At 73.5% G+C, this 23,745-nt stretch carries 21 protein-coding genes and 1 pseudogene; 13 read left to right on the top strand and 9 right to left on the bottom strand.

All coding sequences use genetic code 11. The features are described 5' to 3' along the window. Positions 1-91: 91 nt before the first annotated feature. Entirely contained in the window at positions 92-742 is a 651-nt protein-coding gene (locus tag ACZ45T_RS28495) for a class I SAM-dependent DNA methyltransferase (RefSeq protein ID WP_468446179.1), read from the bottom strand. A gap of 33 nt (positions 743-775) precedes the next feature. Beyond that, entirely contained in the window at positions 776-2,371 is a 1,596-nt protein-coding gene (locus ACZ45T_RS28490; protein WP_468446177.1) for an IucA/IucC family protein, read from the bottom strand. Between the two features lie 117 nt (positions 2,372-2,488). Between ACZ45T_RS28490 and ACZ45T_RS28485 the strand changes: the two genes are divergently transcribed. After that, on the top strand, positions 2,489-4,087 hold the full coding sequence (locus ACZ45T_RS28485; RefSeq protein WP_468446175.1) for an IucA/IucC family protein: 1,599 nt from the start codon (positions 2,489-2,491) through the stop codon (positions 4,085-4,087). 134 nt (positions 4,088-4,221) lie between these two features. After that, a complete protein-coding gene (locus ACZ45T_RS28480; protein ID WP_468446173.1) occupies positions 4,222-5,043 on the top strand; it encodes a GntR family transcriptional regulator in 822 nt (273 codons plus the stop codon). A gap of 78 nt (positions 5,044-5,121) precedes the next feature. On the opposite strand, the gene ACZ45T_RS28475 is transcribed toward ACZ45T_RS28480, so the two are convergent. Continuing rightward, positions 5,122-7,323 (bottom strand): MMPL family transporter, encoded by a 2,202-nt coding sequence (locus tag ACZ45T_RS28475; protein WP_468446171.1) that lies wholly within the window; start codon positions 7,321-7,323, stop codon positions 5,122-5,124. Between the two features lie 410 nt (positions 7,324-7,733). On the opposite strand from ACZ45T_RS28475, the gene ACZ45T_RS28470 reads away from it, so the two are divergent. The 4 genes from ACZ45T_RS28470 to ACZ45T_RS28455 all read left to right on the top strand — a co-directional run bounded on the left by ACZ45T_RS28470 (position 7,734) and on the right by ACZ45T_RS28455 (position 13,371). Then, positions 7,734-8,921 carry a sensor histidine kinase gene (locus tag ACZ45T_RS28470; protein WP_468446169.1) on the top strand — a complete coding sequence of 396 codons (1,188 nt, stop codon included), beginning with the start codon at positions 7,734-7,736 and terminating at the stop codon, positions 8,919-8,921. Beyond that, complete coding sequence (locus ACZ45T_RS28465) at positions 8,918-9,586, top strand: response regulator (RefSeq protein WP_468446167.1); 669 nt, start codon at positions 8,918-8,920, stop codon at positions 9,584-9,586. Before ACZ45T_RS28470 ends, ACZ45T_RS28465 begins: the two co-directional genes overlap by 4 nt. 143 nt (positions 9,587-9,729) lie before the next feature. Next, positions 9,730-9,939, top strand: coding sequence for a hypothetical protein (locus ACZ45T_RS28460; protein WP_468446165.1), 210 nt, complete (start codon positions 9,730-9,732; stop codon positions 9,937-9,939). 177 nt (positions 9,940-10,116) lie between these two features. Further along, a complete protein-coding gene (locus ACZ45T_RS28455; RefSeq protein ID WP_468446163.1) occupies positions 10,117-13,371 on the top strand; it encodes a TIM-barrel domain-containing protein in 3,255 nt (1,084 codons plus the stop codon). Positions 13,372-13,389: 18 nt separating this feature from the next. Here ACZ45T_RS28455 and ACZ45T_RS28450 read toward each other — a convergent pair whose 3' ends face one another. Then, complete coding sequence (locus tag ACZ45T_RS28450) at positions 13,390-14,061, bottom strand: DUF6817 domain-containing protein (protein WP_468446161.1); 672 nt, start codon at positions 14,059-14,061, stop codon at positions 13,390-13,392. A gap of 43 nt (positions 14,062-14,104) precedes the next feature. On the opposite strand from ACZ45T_RS28450, the pseudogene ACZ45T_RS28445 reads away from it, so the two are divergent. Both ACZ45T_RS28445 and ACZ45T_RS28440 read left to right on the top strand, forming a co-directional pair. Further along, positions 14,105-15,027 (top strand): annotated as a pseudogene (locus tag ACZ45T_RS28445) (LysR family transcriptional regulator). Positions 15,028-15,120: 93 nt separating this feature from the next. Continuing rightward, positions 15,121-15,363: a DUF6158 family protein gene (locus ACZ45T_RS28440; protein ID WP_468446159.1), complete on the top strand. Its 243-nt coding sequence runs from the start codon at positions 15,121-15,123 to the stop codon at positions 15,361-15,363. 66 nt (positions 15,364-15,429) lie between these two features. On the opposite strand, the gene rpsR is transcribed toward ACZ45T_RS28440, so the two are convergent. The 3 genes from rpsR to rpmG all read right to left on the bottom strand — a co-directional run bounded on the left by rpsR (position 15,430) and on the right by rpmG (position 17,131). Beyond that, the gene (gene rpsR, locus ACZ45T_RS28435) at positions 15,430-15,666 is read right to left on the bottom strand and encodes a 30S ribosomal protein S18 (protein ID WP_468446157.1); all 237 of its coding nucleotides are present in this window, start codon (positions 15,664-15,666) and stop codon (positions 15,430-15,432) included. Positions 15,667-15,719: 53 nt separating this feature from the next. Next, positions 15,720-16,862 carry a CobW family GTP-binding protein gene (locus ACZ45T_RS28430; RefSeq protein WP_468446155.1) on the bottom strand — a complete coding sequence of 381 codons (1,143 nt, stop codon included), beginning with the start codon at positions 16,860-16,862 and terminating at the stop codon, positions 15,720-15,722. A 104-nt stretch (positions 16,863-16,966) separates the two neighbouring features. After that, positions 16,967-17,131, bottom strand: coding sequence for a 50S ribosomal protein L33 (gene rpmG / locus ACZ45T_RS28425; protein WP_362853298.1), 165 nt, complete (start codon positions 17,129-17,131; stop codon positions 16,967-16,969). 67 nt (positions 17,132-17,198) lie between these two features. Between rpmG and rpmB the strand changes: the two genes are divergently transcribed. The 4 genes from rpmB (at position 17,199) to ACZ45T_RS28405 (ending at position 19,987) form a co-directional block, all read left to right on the top strand. Next, positions 17,199-17,435, top strand: coding sequence for a 50S ribosomal protein L28 (rpmB, locus tag ACZ45T_RS28420; protein WP_468446153.1), 237 nt, complete (start codon positions 17,199-17,201; stop codon positions 17,433-17,435). Next, entirely contained in the window at positions 17,435-17,740 is a 306-nt protein-coding gene (gene rpsN, locus ACZ45T_RS28415; RefSeq protein WP_468446151.1) for a 30S ribosomal protein S14, read from the top strand. The genes rpmB and rpsN overlap by 1 nt, the downstream gene beginning before the upstream one ends. A gap of 137 nt (positions 17,741-17,877) precedes the next feature. Further along, a complete protein-coding gene (locus ACZ45T_RS28410) occupies positions 17,878-18,453 on the top strand; it encodes a TetR/AcrR family transcriptional regulator (RefSeq protein WP_468446149.1) in 576 nt (191 codons plus the stop codon). Between the two features lie 10 nt (positions 18,454-18,463). Next, complete coding sequence (locus ACZ45T_RS28405) at positions 18,464-19,987, top strand: MFS transporter (RefSeq protein WP_468446147.1); 1,524 nt, start codon at positions 18,464-18,466, stop codon at positions 19,985-19,987. On the opposite strand, the gene ACZ45T_RS28400 is transcribed toward ACZ45T_RS28405, so the two are convergent. Beyond that, on the bottom strand, positions 19,950-21,329 hold the full coding sequence (locus ACZ45T_RS28400; RefSeq protein WP_468446145.1) for a tetratricopeptide repeat protein: 1,380 nt from the start codon (positions 21,327-21,329) through the stop codon (positions 19,950-19,952). The two genes, ACZ45T_RS28405 and ACZ45T_RS28400, sit on opposite strands and share 38 nt — an antisense overlap. Positions 21,330-21,468: 139 nt before the next feature. On the opposite strand from ACZ45T_RS28400, the gene ACZ45T_RS28395 reads away from it, so the two are divergent. Then, positions 21,469-22,848 (top strand): M64 family metallopeptidase, encoded by a 1,380-nt coding sequence (locus tag ACZ45T_RS28395; RefSeq protein ID WP_468446143.1) that lies wholly within the window; start codon positions 21,469-21,471, stop codon positions 22,846-22,848. Positions 22,849-23,078: 230 nt separating this feature from the next. Here the strand turns inward: ACZ45T_RS28395 and ACZ45T_RS28390 are convergent, their stop codons facing one another. After that, positions 23,079-23,732: a TetR/AcrR family transcriptional regulator gene (locus tag ACZ45T_RS28390; protein ID WP_468446141.1), complete on the bottom strand. Its 654-nt coding sequence runs from the start codon at positions 23,730-23,732 to the stop codon at positions 23,079-23,081. Positions 23,733-23,745: the final 13 nt, after the last annotated feature.

The following is a 23,745-nucleotide window of genomic DNA, read 5'->3' as shown; positions in this document are numbered from 1 at the left end:
CGGCTCGTACTGGACGTACCGGCGCGGTCCGACAACGCGGCGAGGTGCCGTGCCGGGGGCCGCGACCCGGCAAACCTTTCCGGTCACAGCACTAGCGCTTGCGGGCCAGCAGGAAGCCCTGCGGGGACCTCTCGAGGGCGTCCGGCTCGCGGATCAAGCGGGAGACTTCGGCCAGTCCGGCCGCGGCCAGCAGCCCGGCGATCAGGTCCGGCGGGGTCCAGTACACGTCCAGCTCGACCGGATGTCCGTACGCGTGCTCCAGCCGGATCCGCGCGTCGCCCGCCTTGAAGGCGATCAGGAAGTAGCCGCCCGGCGCCAGTACCCGGGCGAACTCCGCGAACACCGGGGCGAGTTCCGAGGGCGGGGTGTGCACGGTGGAGTACCAGGCCAGGACCCCGCCGAGCACCCCGTCGGCCACGTCCAGCGCGGCCATCGAGCCCACCTCGAACCGCAGCCCCGGATAGGTCCGGCGGGCCACCGCCACCATCGCCGGGGACAGGTCGACGCCGAACGCCCGTACGCCGAGCCCGTCGAGATGCGCCGTCACCCGGCCCGGACCGCAGCCCAGGTCGGCGACCGCCCGGCCGCCGCCCCCGTCACCGCGTACGTACTCGGCGAACGCGGCCAGCATGGCCCGGTCCAGCGGCTTCCCGGCCAGGTCCGGGCTGACCAGACGCGCGTAGTCGACGGCGACGGCGTCGTAGGAAGCGCGCACGGTGTGCAGGTACGAGGTCTCTGTCATGCCCCTGGACAGTAGCCCGCGCGGAGCCTCCGCTCATCCTCCCGTCAGCGGACCGTCAGTGAACCGGCCAGGGAGCCGGCCGGTCGGATCGGCCAGTGGATTGGGCAGTTCCGCCCACTGATCGCCAGGAATACCGGGGCTCAGCCGCATCAGGGTGAGCGCCTTGGTGGGCAGCGGCCCGGTCAGCAGGGCCTCGGTGTCGGCGGTGGCCGGCAGGGAGGCCGCCGCTTCGGCGAGGGCCTCGGCGAAGGCCCCGGCCGAGCCCGCCGTGGCGCCGAGCGCCCCCGTCAGCAGGGACCCGAACAGCTTGCGCCGCAGGAGGGTCACGTCGTCGGTGATCAGCCGGCCGGACAGCGGCGGCACCGGCAGGCCGTGCCGCACGAGCCGGGCCGGACTGATCCGGATGTCGGCGAGGTCGCGGTAGACCAGCCGCAGCGGGGCGCCGGCGGGAGAGAGGACCACGAGGAGGTTCTGGCCGTGGGCCTCGAGGGCCACCCCGAGCTCCAGCACCCGCAGGCACACCGAGAGCGCGAGGCGGGCGAACTCGGCCCGCCAGGCCGCCGAGCGCGCAGGCGGGAAGAGGGCCAGGGCCGCCACCGGGAGCACCCGCTCGCCGGCGGCCGCGTTCGCGTACACCTCCGGCGGCTCGCGCAGCACGGCCGCCAGGTCCGGGCTGTGCGCGGTCGCCGCGCCCAGGGTGCGGGTGATGTGCAGCCGGCCGTCGAGTCGCTCGGACAGGTCCTGGGCGAAGGCGGAGACGGCCGCCGCCGTCTCGATGGAGTAGCCGGAGATGTCCCGTACGGAGGAGGTCAGCCGGGCGCTCAGCGCCGTCTTGACGTGCGCCCCGCCCTCGGTGGGCGCCAGCGTGCGCAGGGCCATCAGCGGATGGGCCGCGAAACCGGCCCGCACCCGCTCGCGCCCCAGCACGTGCGCCGCCTGCCACGGATGCACCGGAACCAGGATCCGCCCCGCGTCGCGCAGTTCGGCCGGCCAGTCGCCGGTGACCAGGCACTCCTCGTCCCGTACGGCGACCAGCCCGAGGTCGACCACCGGCCGGTGCTCGGGCGCGTACGCCAGCTGCTCGGCCACCGAGAAGCCCGGCCGGGAGCGGCAGTTCGGGTGGTAGGGGTGCCCGTCCACCACCTGCTGTTCCCACTGCCAGGTGGTCCGCGGGGCGAGGTCCTCTCCGGCCGGGTCCGCTCCGGCGAGGCCTGCCCGGGCCGGTTCCTGACCGGCGCGGGAGAGCGCGAGGGAGGCCGTACTGGCGTCCAGCTCGGCGGCGAACTCCTTCCCGTGCGGCACCCCCAGCGCCGTCACCAGCCGCGCGGCCTGCCGGAAGGCCGTGCCGTCGAGCAGCAGCTCGGTCACGTACGCCCCGGTCGCGTACGGATCCGGCCGCGGGCCCTCCAGCCGGGCGCCCCTGGCCAGCAGCAGCACCAGGCCGCCGGGCCCCCGCTCCCGGCCCACGATCCACTCCAGTGGTTCGAAGGCCAGCGCCCGCCACAGCCGGGTCAGCACGGCCGCCCGGGCGCCGCCGAGCGCGGCGGCGTAGGCGGGTCCGAGTGCGGGCCGGACGTCGGCCAGTTCGGCGGCGACGGCGTCTTCGGCCGGGGAGGCGGGAAAATGCATGCTGAGGCTCCGACATCGGATATCGCTTTACGGGATGATCAAATAATCATTGCGGATACTGAAGATCACGGCTGGTGGTTACGCCTTGCGGACCCTCCGGCGCACCGGACGGACCGAATGGAATCAGTGGACCTCAACGCCGCCGCCGACGCCTACGCCGCCACCCCGCTCCTGAACTGCCTGCTCCGGGAGGCGGCGGAGCCCGTCGAGCCCGCCGAGATCGTCAAGCCCGCCAGGCCCGCCAGGCCCGCCGAGCCCGCCGAGAAGCGGGGCGATGCGGCCGTGCACCGGCTGCGCGGCAGCGGGCGGCTGCTCCGGGTGCGCGGCGGGCGCCGGCCCGTCCGCCCCGAACTGCGCACGGCGGTCGGCTGGCATCCGCTCAGCCACACCGAGCTGGTCAAACTGGTCGCCGACGAACTGGGCCGGTTCACCGGGGTCTCCAACGACGAGCTCCCGGTGGAGATCACCGACAGCCGGGACACGGTCGCCGCGCTGCTGGCCGCCCGCGCCTCGGCCGAGCCCCCGGTGGACCCGTACCTCCTCTCCGAGCAGTGCCTGGTGATGGGCCACCCGCACCACCCCGCTCCCAAGGCCCGGGGCGGGGCCCCGGCCGGGAGCTGGCTGCCGTACGCGCCGGAGGCCCACGCCCGCTTCCCGCTGGTCTTCCTGGGACTGCGCGAGGACCAGACGGCCGAGGAGGGCGGCCCGGCCGCCTCCGAGGCGATCGACTCGCTCGCCGCGGTTCTCGACGGGCCGCGCGCTCCCGTCGGTTACCGGCTGCTGCCCGCCCACCCCTGGCAGCTCGACCTGGTGGGCGAGCGGCCCGCGGTGCGCGAGGCCTTCGCCGACGGGCGGCTGCTGCGGCTCGGGCGGGGCCGGCGCGCGGCCTGGCCCACCGCGTCGGTCCGGACCCTGTACGTGCCCGATCCGGCGGCCGACCTGTTCGTGAAGTTCAGCCTCGACGTCAGGATCACCAACGACGTGCGCCGGCTGTGGCGGCACGACCTGCTGCGGCTGCGCCGTACCGACGCGGCCGTCGAGGCCGGTTTCGCCGCGCTGCGCCGGACCGGCTCGGACGCGGCCTGGCTCGCCGACCGCGGCTACCGCACCGCGGCCTTCGCCTTCGAGGAGCTCGCGGTCCTGGTCCGTGACGGCCTGCACGCGCACGTCCGACCCGGGGCCACCCCGCTGCTGGCGGCCGCGCTGGCCGAGGGGTACGCCGGGAGTCCGCCCAGTGGCGCCGCGGACCCGGCCCGCTGGTGGCGGGCGTACCTGCGCCAGGTGGTGCCGCCCGTGCTGGAACTGTTCGCCCGGCACGGCATCGTGCTGGAGGCCCACCTCCAGAACACCCTGGTCGCCGTCGACGCGGCGGGCATGCCGGTGCAGGCCCTCTTCCGGGACGCGGAGGGGGTCAAGCTCCTGCCGGACCTGTCGCGCGCGGACGCCTGGCAGCGCCTGGTCTACTGCCTGGTCGTCAACCACCTGGCGGAGATGGCGGGAGCGCTGGCCGAACGCTATCCGGACATCTCGCCGCTCCTGTGGCCGGCCGTACGGGAGGAGCTCCTCCGCTACGAGGCCACGCGCGGGCTGCCCGAGATCGCGGAGCTGCTCGCCGCTCCGGCCCTGCCGGCCAAGACCAACCTGCTGCTGCGCTGGACGCGGGCGGACGGCGCGGACGCCCGGTACCTGCCGCTCCCGAACCCGCTGCGGGAGTAGGCCCGCCGGGGCGTGGGTACGGAATCGGCCAAGGTGGGCCGCGTCCCTGCTCTCCCCTCACTCAAAGGTATAGACCAATGCTACGTTGGTCGGGCAGACCGCGCAGTCCTTGACCACCCGTCAGAGGAGAAGCCATGCCCTCCCCTTCGCGGGGCGGCGGCCCGGCCGCCATGCCCAAGTACCAGCGGATCGCCGCAGCGCTGCGCCGCGATCTCGACCGCGCCGCGCACGCCCCCGGCGGTCGGCTGCCCTCCGAGCGCAGCCTGGCCGCCCGATACCAGGTCAACCGGCAGACCATCAGGGCCGCCCTCCAGCACCTGCGCGAGGACGGCCTCGTCGTCACGGGCCGCCGGGGCACCCGCCCCGTCGTCCCGCCCGTGGTCGAGCTGCGAGAGTTGCCGCAGCCGCCCGAGCCGTGCGAGCCGCCCGGGCCGTCGGCCGTCGGGTCGGTGTCTCCCGGCCCGGTGTCCTCCGGGCCCGTCCTCACCCAGAACTGGCTCACGCTGGTCAGCGTGCCGCCCTCGCTCGCCGCACTGCTCGGCATGGGCGGCGGGGACCGCACCCTCGTCCTCCACCACCGCGAACGCGGCCCGGCAGGGGAGACCCTCCAGCACGCCGTGACGTACTTCAGCCCGGGGGTCGTCGCGCGGAGCCCCGAACTGGCGGGCTACCGGGCCCGGGCGGCGGAGGCGGCGCGCGACGAGGATCTGAACCCCTTGCACCGCTGGCTCGACGGGGCCGCGGCGGGCGGCCGGGTCGCCGAGACCCTGACCATGACCCGCACCACCCACCCCCCGGCCACTTCCCCGGCCTGCGGACTGACCGTGCGCCGTACCGTGCACGACGCCTCGGGGCGCCTAGTGAGCGTCACCGACCTGGCCTTCCCCACCTGGGACCGCCTGACCTTCCACCGCGACCGCCGCGACCACGCGACCACCGGATTCCGCGTCACGTAGGACGCAACGGGGCGTCAGCGGCCCAGCGACCCGGTGGCCCAGCGACCCAGCCACTCGGCGACCCGGTGGCTCGGCGGCTCAGTGGACCAGGACCCGGTCCGGGGCCTGCTCCGGGCCGGCCGCGCCGGTGGAGCGGCGTCGCGGCCGCACCGGCCACCAGATGGCCCGGCCCAGGAGGGTGGCCAGCGCGGGCACCAGCACGATCGACAGGACGAAGGCGGACAGCAGGATCCCGAGGGCCGTCGCGAAGCCGATCTGCTGTGTGGACGCGGCCGGGGTGACGGCCAGGCTCCCGAAGGAAGCGGCCAGCACCAGTCCCGCCGTGGCGATGGCGGGCGCCGTGTGCCGCACGGCGCGGCCCACCGCGGCGCGGGCCGGACCCGGCCGCTCCATCTCCTCCCGGATCCGGTCGCTCATCAGGATGTTGTAGTCGGTGCCCAGCGCGACCACGAACAGGAACAGCACCAGCGGCAGCGTGAAGTCCACCCCGGGCCGGTCCAGCGCGCGCTGGAAGACGAGGGTCGAGGCGCCGAGGGTGGCGGCGAAGCCCAGCCCGACCGCCGCCAGCAGGATGGCCGGCGCGAGCAGGCTGCGCAGCAGCGCGAGCAGGATCAGCGCGATCAGCGCCGCCGCCACCGGGAAGACCACCTTCAAGTCCTTGTCCACGGCGGCCGAGATGTCGGCGAAGAGGGCCGGGGTGCCGCCCACGTGCGCCTCGGTACCGGCGGGCTTCTGGGCCGCGACCACGGACCTGACCGGGCCGGTGACCAGGTCGCGCGCCTCCTGCCGCTGCGAGTCCGCCGTCAGGAACACGTCGATCCGCGCCGCCCGCCGGTCCTCGCTCAGCACGGTGTCCGCGACCTGTCCCACGCCGCCGACCCCGGCGAGTGCCCGCGACAGCCCGCCGAGCCGCTCGGTGGTGAGCTCGGCGCCGTCCGAGGCGGTGACGAAGACACTGGTCGGGTCCGACACCCCGGCCGGCAGGGCGCGGGAGATCTCGCCCGCGGTGGCGACGGCGGGGGTGCGCTCTCCGCCCGCGCCGCCCTGCCCGTAGTCCATGCGCATCCCCAGGAGCCCGGTGGCCAGTGCGCCGAGCAGGGCCACGGAGGCGAGGACCAGTGTCAGCGGCCGCCGCGCCACTCGGTCGCCCATCCGTGCGGCGGCGCCCGGGCGGGGCTGGCGCTTCAGGCTGCGGGAGGGCCAGAACATCTTGCGCCCGGTGACCGCCAGCAGGGCCGGCATGAAGGTCAGGCTGCCCAGCAGCATCACCAGTACGGACAGGGCGATGGCCGGCCCGAGCACCCGGAACTGGCCGAAGGAGGCCACGCCGAGCGTGGCGAACGCGGCGACGATGGTCAGCGCCGCGGAGGTGATGGCCGTACCCACCCGCCCGGCGACCTCGGCGGCCGCCTCGCGCCCGGACTGTTCGGGGTGCTCGCGCAAGTGCTCACGGAAGCGGAAGAGGAGGAAGAGGAAGTAGTCGATGCCGATGCCCATCAGCACCACGTTGATCAACCCGGGTGTGGAATCGGCCAGCCCGGTCCCGGTCAGCAGCGCGGCGCCCACCACGGCGCCGATCGCGGCCCCGCCGATGACGGCGACCGCGAGCAGCGGCAGGAGGGCCGCCAGGAAACTGCGGAAGACCAGTACGTGCAGCAGGACGATGACCCCGAGCATGAGGGCGCCGACGACCGCCGACCTGGTCTCCTCGGAGTCCGCCGTGTCCACGCGGTCGGCGATCCCGCCGGTGAAGCCGGTGCGCAGCCCGTCCTGCGCGAACAGGTCCCGCGCGGTGTCCCGGAAGGCCTTGTAGGTGGACTGCACTCCGGGATCGGCGGCATTGCCGGTCAGTTCGACGGACAGCAGCCGGAAGGAGCGGTCGGGCGCCGTCATGGCCGGACTGACCCGGGGGACCTGCGAGTGGTCCTCGGCGAAGGGCATCGGATCCTTCGGCGCGGGCATCTCGATCCGGTGCCGGGACAGTTGGGCGGCCTGCGCGTCGATGCGCTGCTCGTCGGCGGCGCTGAGCGGCGCCGCGTCGGACCGGGCCACGAGCACGGTCAGCAGGTTGGCGTCCGGCTTCACCCCGAACCGCTCCTCGGCGATCTTCAGCGCGGCGGCCGAGTCGTAGCTCGCGGGCAGGAAGCCGCCGTTGCCGGCCTGGGTGGCGCGGAACACGAACGCCTGCCCCAGCATGGCCAGGGCGATGCCCAGGACCGCCCACAGGGCGATGACCTTCCACGGACTTCTCGTCGAGAATCCGGTCAGGGCGCGGATCACTGGTTTTCTCCGGTCTGTGGGGTGCCGGCCGGGGGTTCCCGGCCGGACTCCAGACCATCAGGGGCGGGCGGGGAAAACGTCGGGGCAGGGGAGGAGCCGCAGTCCGGGACCAGGGTCCGGCCGCCGGACCCGACCAGGACTCGGGTCCTGGTACGAGGTCCCGCCCGTGGGCGGGTGGCAGGGGAGGCGGCCGGTGCCAGAATGAATCACCGGAGCGAGCGGCCGCGTGAGCCCGGCACCAGCCGGGATGCGGCCGACGGGGGAGGACCGGCGGCATGAGTGTGGGCGTGGCACGGGACGGCGCGAAACCGGCGGCCGGCCAGGGCGTGGATCCGGGCGAGGCCCGGGGCGAGGCCCGGGGCCCGGATCGGGGCGGCGATCGAGGCGTGGATCGAGGCGTGGATCGAGGCGTGGATCGGCGCGGAGATCGGGGCGCGGCCCGGCTGGAGTGGACGCGCAACGACGCGCTCGTGGCGGTCGGGGCCGCCGCCATCGACCTCGTCGGCTTCTCCCTTGGCACCGTGACCGAGGGCGGATCCCTCAGTGTGACCGCGGTCGTCGTGCTGGTGGTCGCGGCCCTGACGCTGGTCGCCCGGCGCGTCCGTCCGGTGACCGTCCTGGCCGCCGTACTGGCCCTGGGCGTGGTGCTGAACCTGAGCACTCCCCAGGTGCCGCACTTCTCCCTCGCCGTGACGGTGGCCCTCTACTCGGTGGCCAGGTTCCGCGGCCGCGCCGTGGCCGCTGCGGCGGCGGCCGCCGTGGTCCCGCTCGTCTCGGCCGGCCAGAGCGGCTCGCCCCTGCCGTTCGGCTGGTGGGGCCTGCTCGGGAACGCGGTCGCCGCTCTCGTCGTCGTCGGCACGGCCGAGGTGGTGAACCGCAGGCAGCGGGAGGCAGAGGTCCACCGGAGGCTGCTCGCCGACCGGGCGGTGGCCGAGGAGCGCCGCCGGATCGCCCGCGAACTGCACGACATCGTCGCCCACCACATCACCACCATGCAGCTGATGGCCGGCGGGGCGCGGGCCAACCTGGCCCACGACCCGGAGGTGGCGCGGGAGGCCCTCGTGACCCTGGAGGGCTCCGGGCGGATGGCCCTGCGCGAGATGCGCCAACTCCTCGACGTGCTGCGGGCCGGGGAGGAGCCGGAGCACACCCCGCCGGCGCCCCAGCCCGGGGCCGGCGACCTCGACCGGATCATCACCGAGGCCCGGCTGGCCGGGACGGAGACCGAGTTCACCGTGGACGGGCCGGTCCGCCCGCTCCCGCCGACCGTGGGCCTCACCGTCTTCCGGATCGTGCAGGAGGCCATGACCAACACCCGCAAGCACGCCGGGCAGGCGCGGGCCCACGTACGGCTCACGTACCACCGGGACGAGGTGACCGTGGAGGTGCGCGACGACGGGGCGGGAGCGCAGGTACCGGCCGTACGGCCCGCGCCGCGCTCCGGGTACGGTCTGATCGGAATGCACGAGCGCGTCGCCCTGCAGGGCGGAACCCTGGAGGCCGCCGCACTCGACGGCGGCGGATTCCGGGTGGCGGCCCGCCTCCCGGTCCCGGATGCGGGCCCGGGGGAGGACGAGAGGGAGGAACGGCAGCGATGATCCGTGTACTGATCGCGGACGACCAGCCGCTGGTACGGCGGGGCCTGGCACTGATCCTGGCCCCCGACCCGGAGTTCGAGGTCGTGGGCGAGGCCGAGGACGGGGCGCAGGCGGTCGCCCTCGCCCGGGAGCTGCGGCCCGACGTGGTCGTCATGGACATCCGCATGCCGGTCCTCGACGGAGTCAAGGCCACCGAGGAACTCGCGCGGACGCTCCCCGAGACCCGGGTCCTGGCCCTCAGCACCTTCGACATGGACGAGTACGTGGTCGCCGCCCTGCGCGCCGGCGCGTACGGCTTCCTGCCCAAGGACATCTCCCCGGAGGAACTGGGCGCCGCGGTCCGCATCGTCCACACCGGCGAGGCCGCCGTCGCGCCGCGGCTGCTCACCCGGCTCATCTCCACGTACGTACGGACCTCCGCCCGGCCGCGGTCGTGGACCGCCCGGACCCCGGCCGAACTCACCCCGCGCGAGCTGGAGATCTGGCGGCTCATGGCCACCGGCCGGGGCAACGCCGAGATCGCCCTGGAACTGGACATCAGTGTCTCGACGGTCAAGAACCACATCACCGGCATCTTCGGCAAGCTGGGCGTCCGCGACCGCGCGCAGGCGGTGATCGCGGCCTACGAATCGGGCCTGGTGGAGGCCGGTTGCGGGAGCGGTTGATCACCAAGTGCCCGTAAGAGGACCGGAATACTCCTGGTGACCGTACCTCTGACCAGCCAAAACACTGGATGATTCGCCCGTGCGGACGGAGGTCCGTCCGTGGCACAGTGCGATGAGCCCAACCGCACGACCAGGGAGCCCCCATGCGCGATCCGCACTCCACGCCGCTCGCGGCCGCCCCCGAGTGCCCGCCGCAGCCCGGCCCGCTGCCCTGCTGCCCGGTGTGCGACGACGCGCCGGCCCGCATCTCCTGGCGCCAGCGCCCGGGCCGGCCGGTGGTCCTGGTCTTCGACCCCTGCGGTCACCGCTGGTCCTCCCCGGACGCGCCGGTCCTGGAGGTCACGCCGTCCTGAGGCGTTCCCCCCGCCCCGCCCGACGCTGATCGTGCGGATGCGCACTTCGTGTTCAAAGATGCGTGGTGGTCGCTGATTTCGAGCAGAATCCTTCAAAGAGGCCCGGCGGAGCGCTATCTTGCCAGGAGCATGCCAAAGAGCTGTGTCCGTGATCCGGACCGCACGAGGAGCTGCCCCATGAGACTGCCAAGCATCCGCAGGAACCAGGGCGCGCAGGGAGCATTAGCCCCCCCGGCCTGCCGAACCCGCCGAACCCGCCGAGGCCCCGCACCGGGGCGCCGCCGCACCCCGGCCGCCCTGCTCGCCGCGGCCCTCGCCGTCGCGGGACTGGCCGCCGCCGGACCGCTCGTCCCGCCCGCCGAGGCGGCCGCCGGCCCCACGGCCACCGCCGGCAACGTCACCGGTTTCGCCCAGTCCGGGAACACCTTCACCGTCACGGCCTCCAGCGGAGCCAAGGCCCGCGTGGTCGTCGCCCGCGCCGACATCTTCCGCCTCTGGCTCTCGCCCGACGGGGCCTTCACCAACGACCCGGCCGGCTCCGATCTCGCCCCCACCACGGACTTCGGCTCCGTGGCCACTTCCTATTCCGACGCGGGCAGCTACTACCGGATCACCACCGGGTCCCTCTCCATCAGGGTGAACAAATCGCCCCTGCAGTTCTCCGTCTACCGCGGCGACAACACCACCCCCGTCTGGCAGGAGACCCAGCCCACCAGCTGGACCAACAGCCAGACCACCCAGTACCTGGCCCGCGGCGCGGAGGAGCAGTTCTACGGCACCGGCCTGCGCCTCGGCGAATGGGCGCTGCGCGGCAAGACCGTCCCGATCGCCGTCGACAACAAGTGGCGCGAGAACACCAACGCCAGCCCCGCCCCCTTCTACATGTCCACCAATGGCTACGGCGTCATGCGCAACACCTGGGCCCCCGGCTCCTACGGATTCAATGCCCCCACCACCCTCACCCACGACGAGAAGCGCTTCGACGCCTGGTACTTCACCGGCGACTCGCTCAAATCCGTGCTCGACGCCTACACCGACGTCAGCGGAAAGCCGTTCATGGCGCCGATGTGGGGCTTCGAGCTCGGCAACGCAGACTGCTTCAACGCCTCCAACCCCGACTACCAGGGCGACCACAACCGGCTGCGCCACCAGACCACCCCCGACGTCGTCGGCTACGCGACCGACGCCCGCGCCGCCGACATGCCCTCGGGCTGGTTCCTGCCCAACGACGGCTACGGTTGCGGCTACACCGCGCCCCTCAAGTCGACGGTGGACGCACTGAAGTCCAAGGGCTTCCAGACCGGACTGTGGACCTCCACCGGTCTCGGCTCCATCGCGGACGAGGTGGGCACGGCCGGCAGCCGCGGCGTCAAGACGGACGTGGCGTGGATCGGCAGCGGCTACAAGTACGCCTTCAACGGCGTGCAGCAGGCCGTCGACGGGATCGAGCAGAACTCGGACGCCCGCCGCTACGTGTGGACCGTCGACGGCTGGGCCGGCACCCAGCGCAACGCCGTCGTCTGGACCGGCGACACCTACGGCACCTGGGACGACATGCGCTGGCACGTCCCCGCCATCACCGGAGCGGGCCTCTCCGGCCTCAACTACGCCTCCGGCGACATCGACGGGATCTTCGGCGGCAGCCCCAAGACGTACACCCGCGACCTCCAGTGGAAGGCCTTCACCCCCGCCTTCATGACCATGTCCGGCTGGGGCGCGACCAACCCGGCCGCCGGCTACCAGGACAAGCAGCCCTGGCGGTTCGCCGAGCCGTACCTCTCCATCAACCGCAAGTACCTCCAGCTCAAGATGCGGCTGATGCCGTACCTCTACACGATGAGCCGCGTCGCCCACGAGAGCGGCGTCCCCAGCACCCGTGCCATGGTCCTGGAATACCCCGACGACCCGGTGGCCCGTGGCAACCTCACCAGCGGCCAGTTCATGGCAGGCGACTCCTTCCTCGTCGCGCCCGTCGTCTCCGACACCTCGGTCCGGGACGACATCTACCTCCCCGCCGGGACCTGGACGGACTACTGGACGGGGAAGACGTACACGGGCCCGGGCCGGCTGAACGGCTACCAGGCGCCGCTCGACACCCTGCCGCTCTTCGTCAAGGGCGGCGGCATCGTGCCGATGTGGCCGCAGATGAACCACACGGGGGAGAAGCCCGTCTCCACCCTCACCTACGACATCCACCCGCGCGGCAACTCCTCCTTCAACCTCTACGAGGACGACGGCAGCACCCGCGCCTACCAGTCCGGCGCCTACGCCCGCCAGCAGGTCAACGTCACCGCGCCGACGGCCGGCTCCGGCACGGTCACCGTCAACGTGGGCGCCCACACCGGCAGTTACACCGGCAAGCCGGCCTCCCGCGGTTACGAGTTCACCCTCCACGTGGCCTCCGCGCCCACCGCACTCACGGCGGACGGAGCCGCCGTGGCACGCCTGACCTCCAAGGCGGCCTACGACTCCGCCGCGTCCGGCTGGTTCTTCGACCCGGCGGACCGCTCCGGAGTGCTCTGGATCAAGACGGGTTCAAAGGCGGGCGCCTTCACCGTCGCGGCCACCGGCACCAGCGTCCCCACGGCCGAAGCCCTGCCCTCCTCCACCCCGATCTCCCCGTCCGCCTGGTCCCTGGCCTACGCCGACAGCCAGGAGACGAGCGCCGAGAACGCCGCCGCCGCCAACGCCTTCGACGGGAACCCGGCCACGATGTGGCACACCGCCTGGTCCTCCTCCAAGCCCGCCGCGCTCCCGCACGAGATCCAGATCGACCTCGGCGCCCGCTACGCCGTGGACGGCCTCGGCTACCTGCCCCGCCAGGACGGCGGCGTCAACGGCCGGATCGGCGGCTACGAGGTCTACGTCTCCGACACCACCGCCGACTGGGGGCCACCGGTGGCGACCGGTACCTTCGCCGACACCGCGGCGGCCAAGACCGCCGCCCTCACCACCAAGACCGGCCGCTACCTGCGCCTCAAAGCCCTGACCGAGGCCGGCGGCCGCGGCCCCTGGACCAGCGCCGCCGAGATCACCCTCACCGGCCGCCCGGCCCCGCTCCCGGCGAACGCCACACTCGTCAACGCCGCCTCCGCGAGCTGCGTGGACCTGCCGCACAGTGCCACCACCCCGGGCACCGAACCCACCCTCTACACCTGCCACGGCGGCCCCAACCAGCGCTGGACCCTGCAGGGCGACGGCCGCCTCACCGGCCTCGCGGGCGTCTGCCTCGACGGCGCGAACGCCGCCCGCGTCACGATCCGGACGTGCGACGGCAGCGCCGGCCAGACCTGGCAGGCAGGCCCTCAGAGCACCCTGCGCACCGCCGGCCAATGCCTGACCCCGGCCGGCTCCGCCACCGCCAACGGCACCACCCTCACCCGCGCCGCCTGCGACAACACCCCGGCCCAGCGCTGGACCTTCACCCCCTGACCCACTCCCCGACCCCTGTCAGTCGCCGAGCACGGCCTGGCACTCCCGCCAGGCCGGCTCGCTCAGCAGCCCCCGGAACCGTCCGAACAGCGCGAGGAGTTCGGCCCCCCACGCCCGCCGGAAGGCGGGATCGATCCGCGCGAGGTCCAGCTCGTTGGCCACCGACAGCTCGGCGAGATCGCGCCGCAGCTCCACCGCGGGGGAGTGGACACGGCCGGTGAACCGGTCCCGGAAGGCCGCCTCCTCACAGGCGAGCGTCGGGTACGACGCCGACCGGTCGCAGGCCGCGTAGAGGTACACGATCGCCTCGGCCTCCTCACCGATCACCGCAGCCAGCTCGGCCCGGCGCTCCAGCGTCAGCAGGGCGGTGGGGAAACCGTCCGTCCCGTAGAACGCATGGCACAGGCCCGCCCGTCGGAGCGCGGGCCGCGCCCCCCAGGACGCGAGCAGCTCCTGTACGCGCCCGAGGTGCGCGAGGAGGGTCCCACCGGGGTGGGCGATCTCCTGCGCCCCGCTCCTGCAACCATGCGACGGCGCGATCCGACACCTGCGTGCCCCTCCGGCTCGTGGTGGTGGGTCGGCACCCGTCCCGCCTCCTTCCGCCTGGGGTCCGGACCCCGTGGCGAGGGCGGGGACGGGTTGCCGCCCGGTCCCTGCACCGATCTTGATCCAGCCGAAAACCCAAGTCAATCCTCCGATTTCCTCCCCACACCCAAGCGATACCTTGGGTCTCATGACCCTCGACGATCTTCGTGTGTTCGTGGCCGTCTGCCGGGCCGGCAGCCTCAGCGCCGTCGCCCGCGACCTCGGCTGTACCCAGTCGGCCGTCAGCCAGCACGTCCGCCGCCTGGAGAAGCAGACCGCCACCAGCCTCCTGGAGCGCCACGCCCGCGGAGTCGTGCCCACCGAAGCGGGCCGCATCGTCCAAGCCGCCGCGGCCGACGGCATCGCCGGTCTCGACGGAGCCCTGCGCCGCGTGGCCGACCTCGTACGGGGCGCAGGCGGGTCGGTGCGCGTCACGACCGGCGCGACCACGGTGCGGCACTTCATGTCCGAGGCCGTCGTCACCTTCCGCCGCCTCCACCCCGAGGTCAGCCTGGAGTTCCAGACGGAGAACTCCAGCCGCAGTTGCTTCGACGCCCTCGCCGCCGACGACCTCGACCTCGCCTGGATCACCATCGGCGGCCCGGTCCGCGGCATCGAACTGCGCCCCGTCATGGAACTGCCCTGGGTGCTCGCGGTCGGCGCCGACGACCCCCTCGCGGCCCGCCCCCGTATCGACCCCGCCGACCTCGCCGGCATCCGCCACATCCGGCTGCCGGAGAACTCCGCCTCCCGCGCCCACCTCGACACCGCCCTCGCCGAGGCGGGGATCCGCGTCCGCTCCGACACCAGCGTGGCCGACTGGGACACCGCCCTGCTGCTCGCCGAACTGGGCCTGGGCACGCCGTCGTCCCCGCGCTGCCCGGCTGGCGGGTCCCCGGTGACGACGGCCCGCTGCGCCTCGTACCCATCCCCGCCCTGCCGCCCCTCGCGGTCGGCTGGGCGGTCCGCCGCTGGGCGGCCCTCGCCCCGCCGGCCCTGGTCTTCGCCGACGAGGTGGCCCGCAGCTGCCGGGCGCGCGCCGCAGGGCAGCAGGGCCGGTTCGGCGGCTGACGAGGACGCGGGGCGCCGTACGGAGGATGATGGAGGGGCCGGGTACGGAGGCCGAGCGCGATCCCGCCGCCCGGCGGAGGAGGTGCACGTGCCATGACGGAGCACGACGGCGGTCCGTCGGCGTCGAAACTGGAGGAAGGCCGACTGCTCAAGGAGTTGGAGGCGATCCACCGCACGCGCCACGAGACCCTGCTCCACGGGTCCGACGAAGCCCTGGTCACCCACACGAAGCGGATGAACGAGCTGGAGCACGAGTACGTACGCCGCCACCCGCAGCGCGCCCAGACCGCGGCCCGCACCCGCTCGGGCGCCCGCGCCCGCGGCACCGGGGACTGATGCCGCCGATGGCCCGGCCCCGTACGGGGTCGGGCCATCGGCGTCCGGTCTGCGGGCCGCGTCCGCTCAGCGGGCGGCGTAGGGGAGCAACGCCATCTCGCGGGCGTTCTTGATCGCCACGGCGAGCCGGCGCTGCTGCTGCGCGCTGACCCGGGTGACCCGGCGGCTGCGGATCTTGCCGCGGTCGGAGATGAACTTCCGCAGCAGGTCGGTGTCCTTGTAGTCGATGTGCGTGATCTTGGCGGCGTCCAGCGGGTTGGGACGGGCCTTGACGGGCTTGCGGATGTCGGTGCGGCGGGCCATGCGGATTCCTTCGGTTCCTTGGGGTTTCTTGGGTTTCTTGTCGATTTACGGGATCAGGAGACGGGGTCGAGGAGTGCGTCGAAGGCGGCCGGCAGGCGTTGCCAGGCCTCGCGCCCTCCGGCGAGTTCGGCATCGGTCAGCAGGCAGGACTCCAGGAGCCGGGCCAGCCCGTCGCGGTCGAGGCCCGGTGAGGTGAAGACCAGGTGCTGGCAGCAGTCGCCGTGCTCGGGGTGCCAGCCCAGGGCGGCGGCCGCCCTGCGGACGGGAGGCACCATCTCCCAGGCGGCGTCCGGCAGCGAGGCCAGCCACGGTCCGCTGTTCTCCACGCAGAGCGCGCCGCCCGCGGCGTCCCAGGCCAGCAGGGTGTCGGGCCGGTCGGCGAGCCAGAACCGGCCGCGGCTGCGGGCCGCCGCACAGGCGAGGTCCTCCAGCGCGTCGTAGAGCCGCTCCGGATGGAAGGGCCGGTGGCGGTGCCAGACGAGTGTGGCGACCCCGGCCTCGTCCGCGTCCTGCGGCAGGAGCGCACAGGCCGGGTGCTGGGCGGCGGCCGCCGCCTCGGCGTCGAATCCGGCGAAGGCGATCCGGGCCAGCTCACCGGACCCGGTCTCCACCCGGCGAGCGGTCGGGTGGAGCTGGGCCAGCAGTGCACGGTCCTCGTCGTCCGCGTCCGCGCTGTCGACGAGGGCGAGGACGGGCGCGTACTCCAGCTGCCGGGCCCAGGTGTCCCCGACCGTCCGCTGGTCGGTGGCCGCCGCGGCGAGCCCGGCTTCGGCCAGGTCGTCCCCGTTGGCGAGGTACGGCAGGACGAGCGCGGGGTCGACGGCGGTGATCACATTGGTGAGCTCCAGGTCCTCGCCGCCGTGCGCGTCGATGACCTCGGCCATCGCGCGGGGCTCGACGGAGTCCCACAGTTCGACGACGGCGAGCCGGGTCAGCCCGCCCGCGGCCAGCCGCCACAGCTCCGGGACCAGGTCCTCGCGCAGCGCGCAGCACGCGCAGTCGTTGACGAGCGGGGTCTCACCCGAATCGAGGAGGCCGGAGGCATCGCGCACGGTGCGCCGTACGGTGCCCTCGGCCGCCGTGGAGAGGTCGTGGTGCAGGACGACGCTGCCGGGCACGGTGGCGAGCAGCTCCCGCACCGCCGTCCGGCGGGCGTCGGCGTGGAGCCCGCCGACGATGACGACGGGCAGGGTCACGGCTTGCTCCCGCGGTGGGCGAGGTGGATTGCAGGCTTCACGGTGCTGTCCTTCTGGGCGTGGTCAGTGGTGCGGCTCGGCGGGCCGGCCGGTCGGTCGGCTGGTCAGCGCTCTTCGCGGAAGTCGACGTGCCGGCGGACCACCGGGTCGAACTTGCGCAGCACCATGCGGTCCGGGTCGTTCCGGCGGTTCTTGCGGGTGACGTAGGTGTAGCCGGTGCCCGCGGTGGAGCGGAGCTTGACGATCGGGCGTATCTCGTTGCGTGCCATGTGGCTAGTATATGGCAATGATTTCCATTACCAATATGGTGGTCCACAACGAGAGGCGGGTAACACCTTGTCCGCGCACTGCCAGCTGACCGGCGCCCAGCCGGGCTTCGGCAACAACATCTCCCACTCGCACCGGCGCACCTCGCGCCGCTTCGACCCCAACATCCAGCGCAAGAGGTACTGGCTGGCGAGCGAGGGGCGGTACGTGCGCCTCACCCTCAGCGCGAAGGCGATCGAGACCGTCGACGTCATCGGGGTCGAGAGCGCCGTCGCCCGCATCCGGGCGCGCGGGGTGAAGGTCTGATGGCGAAGAAGAGCAAGATCGCACGGAACGAGAAGCGCAAGGCGGTCGTCCGGCGGTACGCCGCCCGGCGGGCGGAGCTCAAGGAGATCCTCCGGCTGTCGTCCTCGACGGAGGCCGAACGGGCCTCCGCGCTCGCGGAGTTGAGGAGTCAGCCGCGCGACGCCAGCGCCACCCGGGTGCGCAACCGGGACAGCGTGGACGGGCGCCCGCGCGGGCACCTGCGCAGGTTCGGGCTCTCCCGGGTCCGGATGCGTGAGCAGGCGCACGCCGGATTCCTGCCGGGGGTCACCAAGTCGTCCTGGTGACGACCAGGCGCATGAGAGCGGCGGCTCGCACCCCCTCGGGGGTGTGAGCCGCTGCGTCGTTCCGCGTCGTCTTGGTGTGGGTCATCTTTGCCTCGGATGAGACAATCTTGTATCGTTCGATGCGAAGGAGGCTCGCCATGGTGCATGAAGAAGAACTGCTGGACGGCGCCGCCCGCGTCCTCGCCGGCGATCACAGCGCCTCGATGGTGCAGATCGCCGCCGGCATCGGGACCAGCCGCGCCACCCTCAGCCGCCGCTACGCGACCCGGGAGGCGCTGCTGAAGGCCGTGGCCGTCCGGGCGATCCACGTGGTCGACGGCTGCCTCGCCCCGCTCGACCTGGACCGGGCCGCCGACGGGCCGGCCTTCGACGCCGCCCTCGAAGAGCTGGTTCTCGCGCTGATGCCCGCCGCGCACCTCTACGGCTTCACCTCGCGGGACGCCACCGTCCTCGCGGATCCGGAGTTCCGGGCCGGCGTGGACCGGCAGGACCAGCGGGCGCTGGCCTTCCTCGCCCTCGGCCAGCGGCTGGGACGACTGCGCGGCGACCTGCCGCCGTATTGGATCTGGTACTCGCTCTGGGGCCTGCTCGACGCGGCCGCCGAAGGCGTACGCGACGGGCACCTCGCACCCCGCCAGATCGGCCACCTGGTCCTGACGTCCTTCCTCAGCGGCACGCGGCCCCTCGCGCCCCCGCCTCCCGCTCAACCCTGAACGGATTCCCATGCACACCCCCTCGCAGGACCCCCGCCGGTGGATCGTCCTGGCGATCCTCTCCGGCAGTCTCCTGCTCATCTCCATGGACACCACGATCCTCAACGTGGCCTTCCCCTCGCTCGTCGGCGACCTCCAGCCGGGCGCCGTGCAGCAGCTGTGGATCATCGACGTCTACGCCCTCGCCCTGTCCGGCCTGCTGGTCACCGCGGGCGCGCTCGGTGACCGCTGGGGGCGCAAGCGGCTCCTCATGGCGGGCTTCGGCATCTTCTCCGCGGCCTCGCTCATAGCCGTGTTCTCCACCGAGGCCTGGCACGTGATCGCGGCCCGCGCCCTGCTCGGCATCGGCGGCGCGGCCATCATGCCGTCCACCGTGTCGATCCTGCGCAGCGTCTTCACCGACGCCAAGGAGCGCGCCTTCGCGCTCGCCGTCTGGGCGGCCGTCTTCGGCGGCGGCATGGCCTTCGGTCCGGTCGTCGGCGGACTCCTGGTCCAGGACTACGGCTGGCACTCCGCCTTCCTCCTCAACATCCCCGTCGCCGCCCTCATCGTCGCCGCCGGCCTGCGCTACCTGCCCGAATCGCGGTCCCCGCGCAGTACCGGCAAGTGGGACTGGTGGGGCGTCGGACAGTCCATCGTCGGCATGCTCGCCCTCGCGGGCGGCATCAAGCAGCTCGGCAAGAGCGGCATCGCCGACCCGCTGCCCTGGGCCCTGCTCCTCGTCGCAGCCGTGGCGCTGACCGTCTTCGTCCGCCGCCAGCTGAGCCTGGACAACCCGCTGCTCCAGGTACGGCTGTTCGCCAAGCCCGCCTTCAGCGTCGCAGCCACCGCGATCTTCCTGCCCATGGTGGGCATGGGCGCGATCCTGTTCCTGGTGACCCAGTGGTTCCAGTACGGCGAGGGCTACACCCCGCTGGAGGCCGGACTGCGCCTCCTGCCGGCCCCGCTCGCGCTGATCGCCGCCTCGATGGTGGCGCCCTCGCTGATGCAGCGCTTCGCGATACGCCACGTCCTCGGCGCGGGACTGGTCGTCCTGGCCGCCGGCATGGCCCTGCCCTGGACCTTCCAGCAGTTCGCCGACCTCGGCTACCCGGCCTTCGCGGCCGCCCTGACCGTCATCGGCCTGGGCGCCGGCATGGCCACCACCGTGGCCTCGGTGACGCTGGTCTCCGCCGCGCCCGCGGCCGAGGTCTCCAGCGCCGCCGCGATCGAGGAGACCTGCTACGAGCTGGGCTCCGCCATGGGCGTCGCCATCCTCGGCTCCACCGCAGCCGCGCTCTACCGGAGCAACCTGCCCGTCCTCGACCTGGACGGTCCCACCGCCGCCGCGGTACGGGACTCCGTCGGCGAGGCCGCGCACACCGCCGAACGGCTGGGCGGCGCCGTCGGCCAGGCGCTGCTCGACTCCGCCTCGCACGCCTACACCCTGGCGATCACCCCGGCGTTCCTCATGGCCGGCGGGCTCGCGGTCGCCGCGGCGGCCACGACCTGGGTGCTCATTCCGCGCGACCTGCGGCCCACCGAGAACCACTGATCCGGGCCGAGCCGAGCGCGGGCGCGCCGGGCGCCGGGCCCAGAGTGGTGGTGCCCGGCGCCGCCCGGTGGCCCAGGCCCGTGCGGTAGGCGTCCATCGCCGCCTCGACCCGGCCCGTGCGCCGCAACAGGTCGCCCAGCAGCCTGCACAGATCGGCGAGGTCGCCACTCGCCCCGCTGCGCTCCAGCAGGGCCAGCGCCTGTACGTAGTGCTCCTCGGCGGATTCACTCTCGCCGCGCTCCTCGGCCATCAGGCCGAGGAGTCGGTGCGCGCCGCCCGCGTGCACGGCGCCGTGGCTGTCCCCCAGTTCCAGCAGCGCCGAGAGCAGCCCGGCGGCCTCGTCGAAGCGGCCGAGCTGGCGCAGTACGTCGGCCAGCTCGACCTCCACCTGGGCCGTGTACAGCCCGGCCCGCCGGGCCGACAGCATGTCCCGGGCCGTACGCAACTCCCGCTCAGCCGACGCGAGTTCCCCGTTCTGGGCCTGTACGTAGCCGCGCATCCAGTGGCAGTGGGCCAGATCGGTCCGCAGCCGCAACTGCCCGTAGATCGCCTGGGCCTTGGCGAGGGAGGCGTCGGCGTCGGCCACCCGGCCCTCGGCGAGGAAGGTCCGGGCCACCTGCCGGTGCATGCCCGCCACCAGCGCCGGGTCGTTGACCTGCGGGGCCAGCGCCAGCGCGAGCTCGGCGGCGTGGGCCGCGCGGGCGTGGGCGCCCATGTCGATGTACGGCCCGATCACCGCCGCGTAGAGCAGTACCAGCGCCTCGGGATCGGCCAGCCCGCTCGCACCCAGCTCGTCGATGGTGGATTCGAGGAGGTAGCAGGCGTAGCGCAGCTCACCGGCCAGCAGGTGCGCGACGGCGCGGCCGCGGATCGGCCGGGCGCGCCGGGGGAGCGGCTCTTCGGCCAGGATCCGCTCGGCCGCCTCGAAGTGGGCGATCGCTTCCGGTAGTTCGCCTGCCTCCAACGCGCATTCGCCGAGCCCGAGCCGGGCCTCCGCCTGTTCGGAGGTCAGCCCGAGGTCGGTGGCCTCGGTGAGCAGCCGCCGGTAGTGGGCGGCGGCTTCGTCGGCCGCGCCTGTGGCAAGCGTCTGCTGGGCGTCGCTGAGGGCGAGCCGCAGCTCGGTGGCCAGGTGGGCGGGGCGGCCGGTCGCCAGCTCCTCGTACGAGGTGCCCAGGCGCGCGGCGAGGAAGCGCAGCGCGGTCTCGGAGGGGCGGACCTTGCCCGACTCCAGCGTGGAGATGTAGGCCGAGGTGTAAGAGGGCTCCGCCAGCTGCCGCTGTGTCAGGCCGAGTTCACCACGCATGCGCTGCACCCTGCGGCCGATCCGTGCCGGTTCGTCCATGGAATCCCCCTGGTTGCTCGAACTCCCCAGTATTCAGCGGGAGCAGCCCATTGCGCACCTGTCGTACGCCCCCTAGTTTAAGCAGCTGTTTCAGTGCGCTTATCAATCCGCTTAACTTCCTTTCCTGGGGGATGACTTCATGGATCCAGTCAGAGGGCGCCGAGTCCGGCGTCCGGCCGTCCGCTCCGCGCTGCGCGGGGCCGTCGCGATGGTCTGCGCGACCGCCGCACTGGTGGCCGCCGGACCCGCGGGCGCGGCGGGCGCGGCGGACACGCCGGCCAAAACCCGGGTAGAGGTGGAGATACCGGGCCCTGAGCAGGGCGGCTTCGCCGGATCCGGCCACACCCGCGTACCGGCCGTCGGCGGCCCCGCGAAGAGCGCGGCCCGGCTCTCCGAGGCCGAGCGGGCGGCGGACGGCGAGGTCGTCAAGATGGTCGACAGCGGACCGACCTCCGACCGCCTCGACGTCGTCATCATCGGTGACGGCTACACCGCCGCCGAGCTGGCGCGGTTCCGCTCCGACGCCGCGCAGAAATGGGCCGAGGTGACGGCCGTGGAGCCGTACACCACCTACCGCAACCTGTTCAACGTCTGGACGGTCGACGCGGTCTCCCACGAGTCCGGCGTCTCCGGCGACCCCGACGCGGCCACCGTCCGCGACACCGCCCTCGGCTCGTACTTCTGGTGCGACAACATCGAGCGGCTGCTCTGCATCGACCAGCCCAAGGTCGACACGTACGTGGCGAAGGCGCCGGAGGCCGACCTGGTCATCGTCCTGGCCAACAGCGCCAAGTACGGCGGCGCGGGCTACAACGAGCCCAGCCCCACCCTCGGTTACGAGGGGATATCGACGGCCTCGGCGGGCCATGCGAAGTCCGGCCAGGTCGCCATCCACGAGACCGGCCACTCGCTGGGCAAGCTCGCCGACGAGTACTTCTACACGGGCGTCCCGGACTACGAGAAGTACACCGGCCCCGAGCCCGCCGAATCCAACAGCTCCGCCCTGCCCGCCGACCGGATGGCCGCGCAGCGGGCCAAGTGGTACCGCTGGCTCGGCGAGCAGTCGCCCGACGGGGGCGCGGTCGGCGCGTACGAGGGCGGCAACTACTACGTGACCGGGCTCTACCGGCCCACCGACAACTCGATCATGCGGGTTCTGGGCAAGCCCTTCAACCTGCCCGGCGTCGAGGCGATGATCGCCGGGTTCTACCAGCACGCACGGACCGTCACGCCGCTCACCCCCACCGACCGCACCCTGCGGCTGCACCACACGGCGAAGGCGGCCGTGCCGGCGTTGGCCGGCGCGGACGGCCGCCAGCTCGTGGTCCGCTGGTACCTCGACGGCAGGGAGCTCAAGCGGTTCGAGGGCCGCGCCGAGGTGCCGGTGGCGGAGCTGTGGCTGTTCGACTTCCGCACGCACCGGCTCTCGGTCACGGCCGAGGACCGCACGCCGTCGGTGCGCGACCCGAAGGTCATCCGTACGCTGCGCTCCACGGTCGACTGGAACGTCCGGCTGTAGCACCCGCCCGGCCGTTCACGTGCGACGCCGCGCGCCCGGGCTAGGCCGCCGGGTGGTGCCGCACTCCTACGCGGTAGCGGGCCAGGCGCACGTCCCGCCCGGTGGTCGGCTGTTCGCACTCGCCGCCGGCCACCAGGTGGTCCGGGCCCCCATGTCGGAGGAACCGGACGCTACGATCCGGCGCCGGCCGTCGATCCCACCGGATGGCCGGCCCGTGTGCCGGCCGCGCCCTACAGGGTGTTCTGCCGTGCGGAGCCCGCCGCCTGCGCGGCGAGGCCGTCGAGGACGAGGGCGAGGCCCAGTTCGAAGCCGCGGTCGTCGAGCGCGGCCAGGCCGTCGCCGGTGGCCGCCGCCTCGGTGAGGGAGTCGGCGAGTGTCGGGTAGGCCGGGCGGTAGTCGCCCGCGGGGCGGGTGAATCCCGCGGTGAAGGTCTCCAGTGCGGAGCCCAGTACCAGGTAGTCGATGGCGGCGGCGGCCTCGGCGGCGCGCGCCGGGGTGCAGCCCGCCCGGACGAGGGCGGCGAGCAGCGCGTCGTAGCCGCGCAGCGCCCGGTCCGCCTCGACCCGGCGCCGGGCCGCCGGCGCGATCGCGTTCGGGTGGCGCAGGTAGACCCGGCGGTATCCGCGCGCGTACGCGGCGATCCCCTCCCGCCAGTCCGGCCCGTCGAGCGGGCTGAGGTCGATCTCCTCGTTGATCAGTTCCGAGACCGCGTCGAGGACGTCCTCCTTGGACGCGACGTGGTGGTAGAGGGATGCCCCCCGGACTCCGAGGCGGTCGCCGAGCGTGCGCATCTTCAGGGCCTGGGGGCCCTCCTCGTCGAGGAGTTCGAGGGCCGCGCGGGCGATGATCCCGCGGCTGAGCAGCGGTTGGTTCGGTCGGCCCACGGTGTGATCCCCC

Source organism: Streptomyces sp. NPDC030995 (genome assembly GCF_055571215.1).
Note: the sequence above shows the minus strand (reverse complement) of the source record. Positions and strands in the feature narration are given on the sequence as shown.

Excerpts from the sequence above, each read along its gene's own strand:
- ACZ45T_RS28495 (WP_468446179.1), bottom strand. The coding sequence starts at position 742 with ATGACAGAGACCTCGTACCTGCACACCGTGCGCGCTTCCTACGACGCC.
- ACZ45T_RS28490 (WP_468446177.1), bottom strand. The coding sequence starts at position 2,371 with ATGCATTTTCCCGCCTCCCCGGCCGAAGACGCCGTCGCCGCCGAACTG.
- ACZ45T_RS28485 (WP_468446175.1), top strand. The coding sequence starts at position 2,489 with ATGGAATCAGTGGACCTCAACGCCGCCGCCGACGCCTACGCCGCCACC.
- ACZ45T_RS28480 (WP_468446173.1), top strand. The coding sequence starts at position 4,222 with ATGCCCTCCCCTTCGCGGGGCGGCGGCCCGGCCGCCATGCCCAAGTAC.
- ACZ45T_RS28465 (WP_468446167.1), top strand. The coding sequence starts at position 8,918 with ATGATCCGTGTACTGATCGCGGACGACCAGCCGCTGGTACGGCGGGGC.
- ACZ45T_RS28460 (WP_468446165.1), top strand. The coding sequence starts at position 9,730 with ATGCGCGATCCGCACTCCACGCCGCTCGCGGCCGCCCCCGAGTGCCCG.
- ACZ45T_RS28455 (WP_468446163.1), top strand. The coding sequence starts at position 10,117 with ATGAGACTGCCAAGCATCCGCAGGAACCAGGGCGCGCAGGGAGCATTA.
- ACZ45T_RS28440 (WP_468446159.1), top strand. The coding sequence starts at position 15,121 with ATGACGGAGCACGACGGCGGTCCGTCGGCGTCGAAACTGGAGGAAGGC.
- rpsR (WP_468446157.1), bottom strand. The coding sequence starts at position 15,666 with ATGGCCCGCCGCACCGACATCCGCAAGCCCGTCAAGGCCCGTCCCAAC.
- rpmG (WP_362853298.1), bottom strand. The coding sequence starts at position 17,131 with ATGGCACGCAACGAGATACGCCCGATCGTCAAGCTCCGCTCCACCGCG.
- rpsN (WP_468446151.1), top strand. The coding sequence starts at position 17,435 with ATGGCGAAGAAGAGCAAGATCGCACGGAACGAGAAGCGCAAGGCGGTC.
- ACZ45T_RS28410 (WP_468446149.1), top strand. The coding sequence starts at position 17,878 with ATGGTGCATGAAGAAGAACTGCTGGACGGCGCCGCCCGCGTCCTCGCC.
- ACZ45T_RS28405 (WP_468446147.1), top strand. The coding sequence starts at position 18,464 with ATGCACACCCCCTCGCAGGACCCCCGCCGGTGGATCGTCCTGGCGATC.
- ACZ45T_RS28400 (WP_468446145.1), bottom strand. The coding sequence starts at position 21,329 with ATGGACGAACCGGCACGGATCGGCCGCAGGGTGCAGCGCATGCGTGGT.
- ACZ45T_RS28395 (WP_468446143.1), top strand. The coding sequence starts at position 21,469 with ATGGATCCAGTCAGAGGGCGCCGAGTCCGGCGTCCGGCCGTCCGCTCC.